Source organism: Miniimonas sp. S16 (assembly GCF_057748195.1).
The window spans coordinates 2,043,843-2,057,147 of the sequence record NZ_CM173242.1 but is presented as its reverse complement, the minus strand read 5'-3'; the positions used below and the strand labels follow the sequence as shown (position 1 = coordinate 2,057,147).

Below are 13,305 nucleotides of genomic sequence, written 5' to 3'. Positions count from 1 at the left end.
AGCGTGCTCAGGCGGGGACGACCTCGACGGTCACCTTGGCCGAGACGCCCTCGTGCAGGTGCACCACGACCTGGTGCGTGCCGAGCGTCTTGATGTGCTGCTTCGACTCGATCTTGCGACGGTCGACCGAGGGCCCGCCCGACGCGAGGACCGCCTCGGCTATCTCCTTCGTCGTCACGGTGCCGAACAGGCGACCACCGGCGCCGGCGCGCGCCTTGACCGTGTAGCGCGAGCCCTCGAGGGCGTCGCGCACCGCAGCCGCAGCCTCGACGGAGTCGTGCGCGCGCTTGCTGCGCGCCGTGCGGATCGCCGCGATCTCCTTCTCGGCACCCTTGGACCAGCCGGTCGCCAGGCCACGCGGGACGAGGTAGTTGCGGGCGTACCCGTCCTTGACCTCGACCACGTCGCCGGGGGCGCCGAGGCCGGTGACCTCGTGCGTGAGGATGAGCTTCGTCGTCATGATGTCTGCCTCCTCGTGGCTCAGCGAGCGGAGCTCGAGTAGGGGAGCAGCGCCATCTCGCGGGCGTTCTTGACCGCCTTGGCGATCTTGCGCTGGTCCTGGACGGAGACACCGGTCACGCGGCGGGCGCGGATCTTGCCGCGGTCGGAGATGAACTTCCGCAGCAGAACGGTGTCCTTGTAGTCGATCGTGCCCTCGACCTTGGCGGCCTTGAGAGGGCTGACCTTCTTCTTGGGCTTGCGAAGAACGGGCTTCGCCATGGGGTACTCCTTGGGGTGTCGCTGTCTGTGATGTCGAGTGGTCCTGCGGGCGCCGGTCGTGCGTCAGGCACGCACCGGGCGGTCCGTCAGAACGGGGGCTCGTCCGGGTAGGAGCTGCCGCTCCCGCCGGTGGCCCAGGGGTCCTCGTTGCCGCCGCTCGAGCCGCCACCGGAGTAGCCGCCCGAACCGCCGGAGCCGCCGGAGCGCGAGGACCCGGAGTCGCCGTACCCGCCGCCGCCACCGGAGAAGCCGCCACCACCGCCACCGCCGCGCTGGGCACGGGCGACCTTCGCCGTCGCGTACCGCAGCGAGGGGCCGATCTCGTCGACCTGGAGCTCGACGACCGTGCGCTTCTCACCCTCGCGGGTCTCGTAGGAGCGCTGCACGAGCCGGCCGGAGGCGATGACGCGGGTGCCCTTGGTGAGGGACTCCGCGACGTTCTCAGCCGCCTCGCGCCAGATGGAGCACCGCATGAACAGGGTGTCGCCGTCGCGCCACTCGTTCGACTGGCGGTCGAACGTACGCGGCGTGGACGCCACCGTGAAGTTGGCCACGGCGGCCCCCGACGGCGTGAAACGCAGCTCGGGGTCGGCCGTGAGGTTGCCGATCACGGTGATGACGGTCTCGCCTGCCATGGATGCTCCTCGTCTCGTCTGGGTCGAGTGAAGTCGGTGCGAGTGGGTGAGGCTCGGTGGAGCGGGGGTCAGCGCTCGTCGGCGCGGAGGAGCTTGGTGCGCATCACGGCCTCGTTGAGGCCGAGCTGGCGGTCGAGCTCCTGGGCGAGGGCCGGCGTCGCCGTCATGTTGACGACGGCGTAGATGCCCTCGGAGCGCTTGTCGATCTCGTACGCCAGCCGGCGCTTGCCCCAGATGTCGACCTTGTCGACGGAGCCACCACCGGTGGTGATCACGGACAGGAACTTCTCGAGCGACGGAGCGACGGTGCGCTCGTCCACCTCGGGGTCGAGGATCAGCATCAGCTCGTAAGGACGCATGTGTCTACCCACCTCCTCTGGACTGTGCGGCCACGGACGTTCCGTGACAGGAGGGCAATGCGTGTGCGTCGTGCGCCCCGAGGACCGGAGGTCCGCCGGGCACACAACCGCACCAGTGTAGCCGACCGGGCTATCCGTTCCCGCCCGCGTCCTGCGTCGGCTCCGGCGTGGGCGCGGGAGTCGGCGTCGACGTCGGCGAGGGGGTGGGGCTCGGCGTCGGCGAGGGCGCCGGGGTGGTGGGTGGCGGGGCGGCCGGTCCGGTGGAGACGACGATCGTGACGATCGTCGACTTCGACGCGCTGCCGGCGCCCGGCTCGGTGCGGATGACGGACCCCGCCGGCACGGTGTCGGACGCCTCGGACGAGGTGGCGACCGAGAACCCGGCCGCCGCGATCGCAGCGCGCGCGGCGTCCTCGCCCTGCCCGACCACGTCGGGGACGTCCCCGGTCTCCTCGGCGGTCGCCGTCGGGCTCGGGGTCGCGGTGGGCTCCTCGGTGGCGCCGCCGATGTAGGTGCGCGCCGGGAACTGCTCCACGGGCATGCCCTCGGTGACCTTCTGCATGTACGCGAGCCACATGTCGGCGGGGACGGAACCGCCGGCCACCGGGTTGGCGCCGCCGAACGGCGTGATCGTCTCCTCGGTGCCGTCGGCGCCGGTCTGGTACAGCGCGACGACGGTCGCGAGCTGCGGGATGTAGCCCGCGAACGAGGCCGACTTGTAGTCCTGCGAGGACCCCGTCTTGCCGGCGACCGGACGGCCCAGCTCGGCGATCTGGGGTGCCGTGCCGCCCCGCGCCGGGACGTGGGTCATCGCGAACGTCGCCTCGGCCATGACGTCGGGGCTGACCACCTGCTCGCCCTGGGTCGGACCGGTGTAGACGACGTTGCCGTCGGCGTCGAGCACCGTGTCCACCACGTGCGTGGTGTGCTTCATGCCCTGCGCCGCGTAGGTCGCGAACACCGACGCCATGTCGATCGCGTGCGGGGAGGCGTTGCCGAGCACGTTGGACAGCACCGGGACGAGCCCGACCGTGTCGGTCGGCAGGCCGACCTTCACGGCGGTGTCGACGAGGGCCTGCCCCGGCGCGCCACCGGCCGAGATCGCCTTGTTGAGCTGCGCGTAGTACGTGTTCACCGACCCCGCGGTCGCGGCGACCATGTCGATGTCGCCCTTGTTGCGCCCGTCGAAGTTGCCGACCTTCCAGCCGTCGATCTCGATGGAACCGGGAGAGTTGTAGGTCTGCTCCAGCGACATGCCCTGCTCGAGCGCCGTGATCATGGCGAACGGCTTGAACGTCGAGCCGCCCTGGTAGACCGCCTGCGTCGCGCGGTTCAGGCTCTCGGTGAGGTAGTCGGTGCCGCCGTACAGCGCCTTCACGCCACCGGTGGCCGGGTCCACCGACACGAGGGTCGCCTTGAGGTTGTCGGCGTGGTCGCTCGGCAGGTCGTTCTGGATCGTGTCGACGGCGGCCGCCTGCATCGTGGCGTCGAACGTCGTGATGATCGAGAACCCGCCGCGGTTGAGCTCGTCCTGCGTGTAGGGCGCGTCGTCGCCGGAGGTGAGCTCGGAGATCGTCATGGCCAGCAGGTACCCGTTGGTCCCCCCGAACCGGTCCGACTGCACGGGCTCGATCGTCGTGGGGAACGTCTGCGCGTCACGGTCGGCCTGCGTGATCATGCCCTCCTGGACCATGTAGTCCAGCGTGCGGGCCCAGCGCACCTGCGCCTGGTCCGGGTTGATCGCGGGGTCCCATGCGCTCGGCGCCGGGATGATCCCGGCGAGCATCGCGGACTCCGACAGCGTCAGCTCGCTCGCGCTCTTGCCGAAGTACGCCTGAGCCGCGGCCTCGATGCCGTAGGCGCCGCGGCCGTAGTAGATGGTGTTGAGGTAGGAGTCGAGGATCTGGTCCTTGGACAGCGACTGCTCGACCTTGACGGCGAGGATCGCCTCCTTGAACTTGCCCAGGTACCCCGTGGTCCGGCCCAGGTAGTAGTTCTCGACGTACTGCTGGGTGAGGGTCGAGCCACCCTGGCGCTGACCGCCCGTGAGGTTGTTCCACAGGGCGCGCGCGATGCCGACCGGGTCGATGCCGGAGTTGGAGTAGAACCGGCGGTCCTCCGAGGCCACGACGGCGCCCGCCACGTAGTCCGGCAGCGCGGTGGTGTCGATGATCGTGCGGTCGACCTCCTGGAGCGTGCCCAGCGGCGTGGTCCCGTCGGCGAAGTACACGGTGCTGCTCTGCGCGAGCGCGAGCTCCTCGGGCTCGGGCACGTCGGTGCGCACGTACGCGGCGGCGACGACCCCGACGACGACAGCCACACCGGTCACGACGAGGCCGAGCAGGAAGCGCCAGCTGGGCAGCCAGCGACGCACCGGACCCTTGCCCCGGCGGGGGTAGTTCCAGAACCGGCGCTTGGCCTTGCCCTTGGCCGGCTTGCTCTTTCGTGACGTGGCCACGCGTGCTGCTCCGATCGGGTGGGTGCGGGGGACGGCGGGACGCACCGTCGCGACCGCCCTCCAGTATGGCGAGCCGGTGCCGGGGCGCGGGGGCAGCGCTGGGCAGGCGCGGCGGGAGGTTCGTGTGCGGGTTGTGGAGGCACACGCGTCGCAGTGGCTCACGTCGATGTATCCATGCGATACATTCCTTGCTGACATACACCCACGCTTGTCAGGTCGGGAGCACCCGGCCCCGCGAGCACTGCCGGACCGACGCACCGCCCGCACCACGACCGGCACCACGAGAGGAGGCCTCATGCGCGACCGCACCGAGGTCCTCGAGCTCGCCGTGCTCGGCCGCCTCGCGGACGGCCCGCTGCACGGCTACGAGCTGCGCAAGCGGCTCGTGACCGACCTCGGCGTCTTCCGCACCCTCTCGTTCGGCTCGCTCTACCCGCGCCTGCGCTCGCTCGCGGACCGCGGCCTCGTCACGGCCTCGGGCACCGCCGAGCTGCCGCACCCCCTCGCGGGTCGGCGCTCCCGGGTGGTGTACGAGCTCACCCCCGAGGGCAAGGAGCACCTCGCGGCGGCGCTCGCCGTCGCCGAGCCGACGGCGTGGGAGGACGACGCGTTCGACGTGCGGTTCTCCCTGTTCGCGGCCACCGAGCCGAGCACCCGGCTGCACATCCTCGAGGGCCGGCGCACCCGCGTCCTCGAACGTCGCGAGGCCTACCGCCTCGCCTCCGCGCGCGGCCGTGAGCGCCGCGACGCCTACACGCTCGAGCTCCAGCGCCACGGCCTGGAGCTCCTGGACCGCGAGCTCGGCTGGCTCGACGGTCTCATCGCCTCCGAGCGAGCCGGCTCCGAGCGAACCGGCTCCGAGCGAACCACCCCGAACCCCAGCACGCCCCCCGCTGCTGCGCCGTCGTCCGACGGCACCACCTGAGAAGGAGAACCCATGAGTTCCATCCGCGTCGCGATCGCGGGCGTCGGCAACTGCGCGAGCTCGCTCGTCCAGGGTGTCGAGTTCTACAAGGACGCCGACCCGACGGGCACCGTGCCCGGCCTCATGCACGTGCAGTTCGGCGAGTACCACGTGAGCGACCTCGAGTTCGTGCTCGCGTTCGACGTCGACGCCAAGAAGGTCGGCCAGGACCTGTCCGCCGCGATCACGGCGTCGGAGAACAACACGATCAAGATCACCGACGTGCCGCCCACCGGCGTGACCGTGAAGCGCGGCCCGACCCTGGACGGCCTCGGCAAGTACTACCGCGAGACCATCGAGGAGTCCGCCGAGGAGCCGGTCGACGTCGTCGCCGCCCTCAAGGAGGCGCGCGTCGACGTGCTGGTGTGCTACCTGCCCGTCGGGTCCGAGGAGGCCGTCAAGGCGTACGCGCAGGCCGCGATCGACGCGAAGGTCGCGTTCGTCAACGCGCTGCCCGTCTTCATCGCCGGCACCAAGGAGTGGGCCGACAAGTTCGAGGCCGCGGGCGTGCCGATCGTCGGCGACGACATCAAGTCGCAGGTCGGCGCCACGATCACGCACCGCGTGCTCGCCCGCCTGTTCGAGGAGCGCGGCGTGGTCCTGGACCGCACCTACCAGCTCAACGTCGGCGGCAACATGGACTTCAAGAACATGCTCGAGCGCGACCGCCTGGAGTCCAAGAAGATCTCCAAGACGCAGGCCGTCACCTCCAACATCTCCACCGGCCCGCTGGCCGGCAAGAAGGCCGACCGCAACGTCCACATCGGCCCGTCGGACTACGTCGCGTGGCTGGACGACCGCAAGTGGGCCTACGTGCGCCTCGAGGGTCGCGCGTTCGGCGAGGTGCCCCTGAACCTGGAGTACAAGCTCGAGGTCTGGGACTCCCCCAACTCCGCCGGCATCATCATCGACGCCGTGCGCGCCGCCAAGATCGCCAAGGACCGCGGTGTCGGCGGCCCGATCCTCTCGGCGTCCTCCTACTTCATGAAGTCCCCGCCGGAGCAGTACGACGACGAGACCGCGCGCGCCAAGGTCGAGGCCTTCATCGCCGGTGACGTCGAGCGCTGATCGGCAGCACGACCCCGTCGGACCACCTTCCGACCGGGTGCGGTGCTGATCCGCAGCACCCACACGCACACCCACGACGGCGAGGGGCCGGGTTCCGTACGGAACCCGGCCCCTCGCCGTCGGGCGGACGGGCACCTGGCTTCCCGAACCCAGCGGTTCGTGCCGCGTCCGGCCACCAGACCGCGACAGATCGCTGGCACCCCCCGCCGGACCGGCACCAGTCAGCGCCGTTCAGCCCTTCTCCGCGCCGGCGCTCGCGTTCATGATCCGGCGCTGGAAGACGAAGAACAGCACGGCCACCGGGATCGTCATGATGACGGCCGCACCGAGCTTGAGCGGGTACTGCGTGCCCTGGCTCAGCGCCCCGGAGGACAGCTGCGCGACGCCCTTGGTCAGGGTGTAGAGGCCGGGAGACTGGGACGCCACGATGAAGTGGGACAGCTCGTTCCACGAGCCCTGGAACGACAGGATCACGATCGTGATGAGCGCCGGCGTCGCCATCGGCAGCACCACCGACCAGAACACCCGGAACGTGCCGGCGCCGTCGAGCCGGGCGGCCTCTTCCACCGAGGCGGGGATCGACTCGAAGAAGTTCTTCATGATGAAGATTCCGGCGGCGTCGGCCAGCAGCGGGATGATGAGGCCGGCGAAGGAGTTGTAGATGCCCAGGGTGTTGATGACGAGGAACTTGGGGATCAGCAGCACCACCGACGGCACGGCCATCACGGCGACGAGCCCCGCGAACACCACCCCGCGGCTCCGGAACGGCAGGCGCGCGAGCGCGTAGCCGGCGAGGGAGTTGAAGAAGACCCGCCCGAGCGTCACGGTGACCGTGACGATCACCGAGTTGCGGAACCACAGCGGGAAGTCGGAGTTGAGGAACAGGCGCGAGTACGCCGCCGTGGTGAAGGTCTCGGGAATGAGCGCGAGGGGGTCGGCGGCCGCTTCGGCGTCGGGCTTGAACGACGTGGCGACCGAGATGAGGAACGGGTACACGTACACGATCGCCAGCGCCACGAGCAGGGCGTACGTGAGGACGGCCCCGACGACCAGGCCGGATGGCCGACGGCGTCGCTCGCGTCCGTCGGCGGGCGACGGTCGCGTAGGCAGCGCGTCGGCGCTCGTCGCGGCGGCGGTCATCGTCGCCACCCCCAGCGGCGCCGGAGCGGGACGTCGCGCTCGGCGAGCGCGACGCGCTGGAGGATCGTCAGCACCACGATGATCGCGAACAGGATGAAGGCGATCGCGGCGCCCTGACCCCAGTTCTGCCCCACGAACGAGGTCTGGTAGGACAAGTAGGCCCTCGCCTGGCTGCGGGACTACGGCGACGCCGACGGCGACGGCTTCCTCGACTACGTCGACGCCACCGGCAGCGGGCTCAGCAACCAGGGCTGGAAGGACTCGGGCGACTCCGTGCAGTGGCGCGACGGGCGCCTGGCCGAGGGTCCGATCGCCCTGAGCGAGGTGCAGGCCTACGCGTACGAGGCCGCCGTCGGCGGCGCCGCGCTGCTCGACGCGTTCGAGCGACCAGGCGCGACGGCGTGGCGCGCCTGGGCGGCCGGCCTCGCCGACCGCTTCCGGGCCCGGTTCTGGACCGCCGACGACGACGGCCCCTACCTTGGCATCGCGCTGGACCGCAGCGGCGCGCTCATCGACTCCGTCGCCTCGAACATGGGGCACGTCGTCGGCACGGGGATTCTCACGCCCGAGGAGGAGCGCGTCGTCGCCGACCGCCTGGTCTCCCCCGAGCTGTCCTCGGGGTACGGCCTGCGCACGCTGTCGGACCGGATGGCCGGCTACTGGCCGCTGGGCTACCACCGTGGCTCGGTCTGGGCGCACGACACCGCGATCGCGATCTCGGGGCTCGCCCGCGCCGGGCTCGACGAGCAGGCGGCCGTGCTCGTGCGCGGCGTGCTCGCCGCCGCCGAGAGCGTGCGCTACCAGCTGCCCGAGCTGTACGGCGGCGCGCCACCGGAGTCGACGCCGGGCGTGGTGCCCTACCCCGCCGCCTGCCACCCGCAGGCGTGGTCGGCGGCGTCGGCTGTCGCAATCCTGCAGGCCTGCCTCGGGCTCGCGCCCGGCGTCGAGCGGGGCGGGCCGCCGCGTGCGCTCGGGTCGGGGGCGGCACCGGTCGGCCGGGTCGACGTCGAGGGTGTCGTCGCCGGCGGGCGGGTGTGGCACGTGAGCGCGCCCGTGGGCGGGACGCCGACGGTGACGCCGGCCGACGGCGACGGCGACGGCGACGGCGCTCGCTCCGCCGTCGGGCGCGCCTGAGCTCGGGTGGCCCGAGGCGCCGGGCTGTCTGACACGAGAGCCCGGCGATCGGTGCCGGGTCAGAACGCGAAGCCAGCGATCTGTACCGGGTTCGACCCGCGAACCGGGACAGATCGCTGGCACCGCCCGCAACCCCCCGACGGATCGCTGGCACCGCACCCACGCACGCACGCGCGCCGGGTCTGGATCGGGGGCTCCCGCCCCGCCCCGTCAGTACCCGAACGTCAGGTGCGCCGGGCGCGACGGCGTGAACGCCAGGTCCAGCGCCTGCGCCGTCGGCTCGCTCGCCGCGACCCGGCCGGCCGCGCGCAGCGTGCTCCACCGCGCCGACCCCAGCCACAGGCTGGCAAGGTCGGCGACGCCGAGGCGCGCCACGCCGTCGGGCACCTCCGCGTCCGGAGCGGCGTCCGACTCGCCCGACGGCGAGCCCACCCGCTCGACCGTCGCCGCACCGTTCGCGTCGGCCACCAGGCGATAGCGCCCGCCCGCGATCCCGACCGGGTCGGAGACCTCGAGCTCGACGTCGAGCGCCGTGCGGTAGCGCCGCGCCTCGAGGCAGCGCCGCACGTCGAGCAGCCGGAGCCAGTGGTCGTCGCTGTCGCGCACCCGGATCGCCCGGACGTCGCGCACGAGCCATCGCAGCGGCGACTCGAGCGGCGCCCACGCCTTGACGGTGCCGATCAGGTCGTGCGTGAGGACGTAGTGCCACAGCGCCGCGTACGCGTCGGGCGTGGTCGCGGCCAGGTGGCGCACGGACAGCTCGCTCGCCGTGTAGTCGGTCTCGTTGCCCTTGATCGCGTAGGTCACGAGCCCGGCGAGACGCCCGGCCGCGTCGGTGTAGCGGACCGCGCGCAGCTCCTTGCGGTGCTGGTCGGGGTGCAGCCCGGCGGCCTGGCGCCAGAGCGTGGGCCAGCCCGCGACGTCGCCCGGCTGGCTCCCGACGAGCTCACCGTGCAGCGTGGCGATGTCCCGCATCGCGTCCTCGCGCTCGACCTGGTCGAGGCGGCCGCGGCCCTGCGCCACGGGGTTCGGGCCGACCCACCCCGCGCGACGCGTCTGGATCTCGTGCACGCCCTCGCCGGCCGCGGGTCCGAACCCGTAGCGGCCGTAGATGGTCGCCTCGGACACCGTCAGCCCGGCGACGGGCACCCCGGCCGACGCGGCCGCGCGCAGCTCGCCCTCGAGCAGGGCGCGCGCCACGCCGCGCCGGCGGTGCGTCGAGGACACCGTGACGCCGCTGATCGCCCACATCGGCAGCACGGAGTCGAGGTCGACCGTGAGGTCGGTCGTCCAGCACACCACCGTCGCGACGGGCGTCTCCGGGTGCGCGCCGGCGGGGTCGTAGACGCCGATCGGGCGCGTCGTCGTCTCGCCGGTCCGCCAGGCCTCGCGCGACTCGGCGCTCTCCCGCTCGCCGAGGAAGCCGCGCTCCATGGCGTGGCAGAACTGGGCGAAGGCCTCGGCGTCGTCGGGCACGACGCGGTACTGAAGGCCCGCGGCCGCGAGCGCCCGCGTCGACGTCGCATCCAGCGGGACGTCGGCGGCCACCGGCAGGTGGGAGCGGTCGGGCAGATCGAGGAGCTCGACCTCGGGTGTCGCGTCCTTCCTCTTCTCGTCGGTCGAGTCGGTCGCGTCGGCGGCTGAGGCGGTCGCGGGATCGGTCGGCTTGCTCGTCTGCTCACTCACCCGAGGCACGCTACCGACGCGCGGGCTCCGAGGACGAGGCGATATCGCCCGCCCCCGCGTCGTGCGCGACGAGCAGCCGGCTCGACACCCCGCCGAGCGCCACGAGCGCGCACCCCACGCCGACCATGATCGCCAGCGGCGCCGACCAGCCGCCGCTCGCGTCCCGGACCGCACCGATGAGCACCGGTCCGACGGCGGCGCCCGCGAACCCGACCGTCTGCAGCACTGCCTGGATGCCGCGCGACTGCGTCTCGTCCGCGGCCACGTGCACGCCGAACGTCACGATCACCGTGAAGCAGGCACCCTGCGCCATGCCGCCGACGAGCACCGCGGCGAGCCACGCCGTCGGCGCGAACGCGAGCAGCAGCACGCACGCGAGCCAGCCGAGAGTCGTGAGCGTCATGAGCATCCACAGCCGCGTCCCGGGCAGCCGCAGCAGGAGCGGCAGCGCGAGCGGCCCCACGATCCCCAGCGCCATGAACACGGACACGCACGCCCCCGCGGCGCCCGCCGTCAGCCCCGACCGCTCCTGCAGCAGCGTCGGCAGCCACGAGGACACCGCGAAGTAGCACAGCCCGTGCATCGCGAACGTGAACCCGAGCACCCACGCGATCGGCACGCGCAGCCCGGAGACAGCGCGAGGCACAGGGCGCGCCGCCAGACGCCCGCCACCGCCCGAGGCTTGATGCGCGACGGCGAGCGACCCTCCCGAGGTCGGCTCCCCGTCGGGCGCGTGGGGCCCGGCCACGACGACGCCGGCGGCGACCTCGCCGGTCGCCCCGACCTCGGGCACGCCCACGAGGTCGGCCGGGGCGAGCGGACGACGGCGAGCCATCGCGTCGCGGTTGGCCCACCACCACACGAGCGCGGCGAGGAAGGAGGTGGCCGACCAGACGGCCAGGCCGACCTGCCAGCCGAGCAGCGCGACGACGGGCGCGGACACCGCGGCCGCGAGCGCCGAGCCCACGTTCGTGGCCGAGGTCTGCACCCCGTTCATGAGCAGCGCGCGGTGCCGGTAGCGCCGCGTGACCAGCGTGGGGATCGCGATGTTCGCGACGGCGATCGCGCCGCCCAGCAGCACCGAGCCGGCGAAGAGGGCGGCGACCGAGCCGGTCGAGCGCGCGAGGACGCCCGTGCCGATGAGCAGCGAGGCGCCGACGAGCGACCGGTTGACGCCCGCCCAGCCCACGATCCGCGCGGCGAACGGGGTCAGCAGCGCGAAGCAGAACACCGGGATGCTCGTGAGGGCGCCCGCGGCGGCGCTGTCCAGGCCGACGTCGGCCTGGATCGTGCGGATCACCGGCCCGAGCGCGACGGTCGGGATCTGCAGCTGCAGGCAGACGAGGGCGAACGGCAGGAGCGCCGTGCCCGCGCGGACGAGGTCGGGGCGCCGGGCCTCGGGGCGCCGGACGCCGACACCCCCGGGATCGGCCGGGCTCACGGCCGGGGCATCTCGCGCGCGGCCCACCACGCGCGCAGCCGCTCCTCGGCGTCGGCCTCGTTCAGCTCCCCCTCGTCCAGGCGCAGCTCCATGAGGAAGCGGTACGCCTCGCCGACCGTCGGCCCCGGCGGCAGGTCGAGGATCCGCATGATCGCCACGCCGTCGAGCGCCGGACGCAACGAGGCGAGCGACTCCGCCTCGGCGAGCTCGGCGATCCGCTTCTCGAGGTCGTCGTAGGCGTGCGCGAGGCGCTCGGCCTTGCGGCGGTTGCGCGTCGTGCAGTCCGCGCGGGTGAGCCGGTGCAGTCGCTCGAGCAGCGGGCCCGCGTCGGTCACGTAGCGCCGCACGGCCGAGTCCGTCCACGCGCCCTCGCCGTAGCCGTGGAAGCGCAGGTGGAGGGCGATGAGGTCGGTGACGTCCGCCGTCGTGGCCTTGTCGAACGCGAGCGCCTTGAGGCGCTTGCGGGCGAGCTTCGCGCCGACGAGCTCGTGGTGGTGGAACGAGACGCGTCCGCCCGGTTCGTTGCGGCGGGTCGCGGGCTTGCCGACGTCGTGGAGCAGCGCGGCGAGCCGGAGGACGAGGTCCGGGCCCGGCACGGGTCCGGCCGCGCTCGTCTCCAGGTCGATCGCCTGGTCGAGCACCGTGAGGGAGTGCGCGTACACGTCCTTGTGGCGGTGGTGCTCGTCGATCTCCAGGCGCATCGCGGGCAGCTCGGGCAGCACGACGTCGGCGAGCCCGGTCTCCACGAACAGCTCCAGCCCGCGCCGCGGCGCGGGTGCCATCAGCATCTTGACGAGCTCGGCCTGCACGCGCTCGGCCGAGACGATCGCCAGGCGCGGCGCGAGCGCGGACATCGCGGCCATCACCTCCGGCGCCACGTCGACGCCGAGCTGTGCGGCGAACCGGCAGGCCCGCATCATCCGCAGCGGGTCGTCGTCGAAGGACTGCTCGGGTGACGCGGGCGTGCGCAGCACGCCGGCGGCGAGGTCGGACAGGCCACCGAACGGGTCGACGAACGTGAGGTCGGGCAGGCGCACGGCCATCGCGTTGATCCGGAAGTCGCGCCGCGAGAGGTCGCCCTCAAGCGAGTCCCCGTACGCCACGACGGGCTTGCGGGACGAGGGGTCGTAGGACTCGGTGCGGTAGGTGGTGACCTCGACGACGACGTCGCCGCGCCGGGCGCCGATCGTGCCGAACTCCCGGCCCATGTCCCACGTGGTGCCCCAGCGGGCGAGGATCGCCTCGGTCTCCTCCGGCCGCGCCGAGGTGGTGAGGTCGAGGTCCTGGCTCGTGCGCCCGAGGAAGGCGTCCCGCACGGGCCCGCCGACCACCGCGAGCTCGTGCCCGGCGTCGGCGAACATCGACCCGAGCGGCTCGACGTCCTGCGCCATCGCGCCGAGCACGCCGAGGGCCGTGCGCATGAGCTCGGCCGGACCGGGTGCGGGGGAGGTGGGTGACTGCGGGGGCATGGGTCCCAGGTTCCCACGCCTGCTCGCCTATGGTGGGGGGCATGTCCACCCCGTCGCCGGCTCGACGCGTCCCGGGTCGGCCTGCGCCGCCACCGGCACCGTCGGCGCCACCGGGTGGGCAGCAGCCGGGGCGCACTCCAGGCCCGCCGTCGGGCCATCAGCCGGGGCCGCCGGTCCAGCCCTCGGGCCACGCCCCGCACCACTCGGGTCACGTCTCCCCAGCCTCGCGCG

The 13,305-nt window shown here is 72.8% G+C and carries 12 protein-coding genes and 1 pseudogene; 3 read left to right on the top strand and 10 right to left on the bottom strand.

Annotated elements, in window-relative coordinates; all coding sequences use genetic code 11:
* Positions 1–7: 7 nt before the first annotated feature.
* From rplI to AC3AQ1_RS08980, 5 genes are all read right to left on the bottom strand, one after another.
* On the bottom strand, positions 8–460 hold the full coding sequence (rplI, locus tag AC3AQ1_RS09000; RefSeq protein ID WP_108718702.1) for a 50S ribosomal protein L9: 453 nt from the start codon (positions 458–460) through the stop codon (positions 8–10).
* 20 nt (positions 461–480) lie between these two features.
* A complete protein-coding gene (gene rpsR, locus AC3AQ1_RS08995) occupies positions 481–720 on the bottom strand; it encodes a 30S ribosomal protein S18 (protein ID WP_108718701.1) in 240 nt (79 codons plus the stop codon).
* Between the two features lie 86 nt (positions 721–806).
* Positions 807–1,355 (bottom strand): single-stranded DNA-binding protein, encoded by a 549-nt coding sequence (locus AC3AQ1_RS08990; protein WP_108718700.1) that lies wholly within the window; start codon positions 1,353–1,355, stop codon positions 807–809.
* 68 nt (positions 1,356–1,423) lie between these two features.
* Positions 1,424–1,714: a 30S ribosomal protein S6 gene (gene rpsF, locus AC3AQ1_RS08985; protein WP_108718699.1), complete on the bottom strand. Its 291-nt coding sequence runs from the start codon at positions 1,712–1,714 to the stop codon at positions 1,424–1,426.
* A 130-nt stretch (positions 1,715–1,844) separates the two neighbouring features.
* Positions 1,845–4,172 carry a transglycosylase domain-containing protein gene (locus AC3AQ1_RS08980; RefSeq protein WP_234417438.1) on the bottom strand — a complete coding sequence of 776 codons (2,328 nt, stop codon included), beginning with the start codon at positions 4,170–4,172 and terminating at the stop codon, positions 1,845–1,847.
* A gap of 295 nt (positions 4,173–4,467) precedes the next feature.
* Here AC3AQ1_RS08980 and AC3AQ1_RS08975 point away from each other — a divergent pair, with 295 nt between their 5' ends.
* Both AC3AQ1_RS08975 and AC3AQ1_RS08970 read left to right on the top strand, forming a co-directional pair.
* The gene (locus AC3AQ1_RS08975; protein ID WP_108718697.1) at positions 4,468–5,097 is read left to right on the top strand and encodes a PadR family transcriptional regulator; all 630 of its coding nucleotides are present in this window, start codon (positions 4,468–4,470) and stop codon (positions 5,095–5,097) included.
* A 12-nt stretch (positions 5,098–5,109) separates the two neighbouring features.
* Positions 5,110–6,204 (top strand): inositol-3-phosphate synthase, encoded by a 1,095-nt coding sequence (locus AC3AQ1_RS08970; RefSeq protein ID WP_108718696.1) that lies wholly within the window; start codon positions 5,110–5,112, stop codon positions 6,202–6,204.
* Positions 6,205–6,435: 231 nt separating this feature from the next.
* Here AC3AQ1_RS08970 and AC3AQ1_RS08965 read toward each other — a convergent pair whose 3' ends face one another.
* Positions 6,436–7,344, bottom strand: a complete 909-nt coding sequence (locus AC3AQ1_RS08965) for a carbohydrate ABC transporter permease (protein WP_108720104.1) — start codon at positions 7,342–7,344, stop codon at positions 6,436–6,438.
* Positions 7,341–7,505 (bottom strand): annotated as a pseudogene (locus AC3AQ1_RS08960) (carbohydrate ABC transporter permease); the annotation flags it as partial. The gene AC3AQ1_RS08965 and the pseudogene AC3AQ1_RS08960, both read right to left, overlap by 4 nt.
* 112 nt (positions 7,506–7,617) lie before the next feature.
* On the opposite strand from AC3AQ1_RS08960, the gene AC3AQ1_RS08955 reads away from it, so the two are divergent.
* Positions 7,618–8,478, top strand: coding sequence for an amylo-alpha-1,6-glucosidase (locus tag AC3AQ1_RS08955; protein WP_370445271.1), 861 nt, complete (start codon positions 7,618–7,620; stop codon positions 8,476–8,478).
* A 210-nt stretch (positions 8,479–8,688) separates the two neighbouring features.
* On the opposite strand, the gene AC3AQ1_RS08950 is transcribed toward AC3AQ1_RS08955, so the two are convergent.
* From AC3AQ1_RS08950 to AC3AQ1_RS08940, 3 genes are read right to left on the bottom strand one after another with little or no spacing between them, the layout of a single operon-like run.
* Positions 8,689–10,164: a GNAT family N-acetyltransferase gene (locus AC3AQ1_RS08950; protein WP_108718694.1), complete on the bottom strand. Its 1,476-nt coding sequence runs from the start codon at positions 10,162–10,164 to the stop codon at positions 8,689–8,691.
* Between the two features lie 10 nt (positions 10,165–10,174).
* Positions 10,175–11,605 carry an MFS transporter gene (locus tag AC3AQ1_RS08945; RefSeq protein WP_159096464.1) on the bottom strand — a complete coding sequence of 477 codons (1,431 nt, stop codon included), beginning with the start codon at positions 11,603–11,605 and terminating at the stop codon, positions 10,175–10,177.
* The gene (locus AC3AQ1_RS08940) at positions 11,602–13,074 is read right to left on the bottom strand and encodes a CCA tRNA nucleotidyltransferase (protein ID WP_108718692.1); all 1,473 of its coding nucleotides are present in this window, start codon (positions 13,072–13,074) and stop codon (positions 11,602–11,604) included. The genes AC3AQ1_RS08945 and AC3AQ1_RS08940 overlap by 4 nt, the downstream gene beginning before the upstream one ends.
* Between the last annotated feature and the right edge of the window lie 231 nt (positions 13,075–13,305).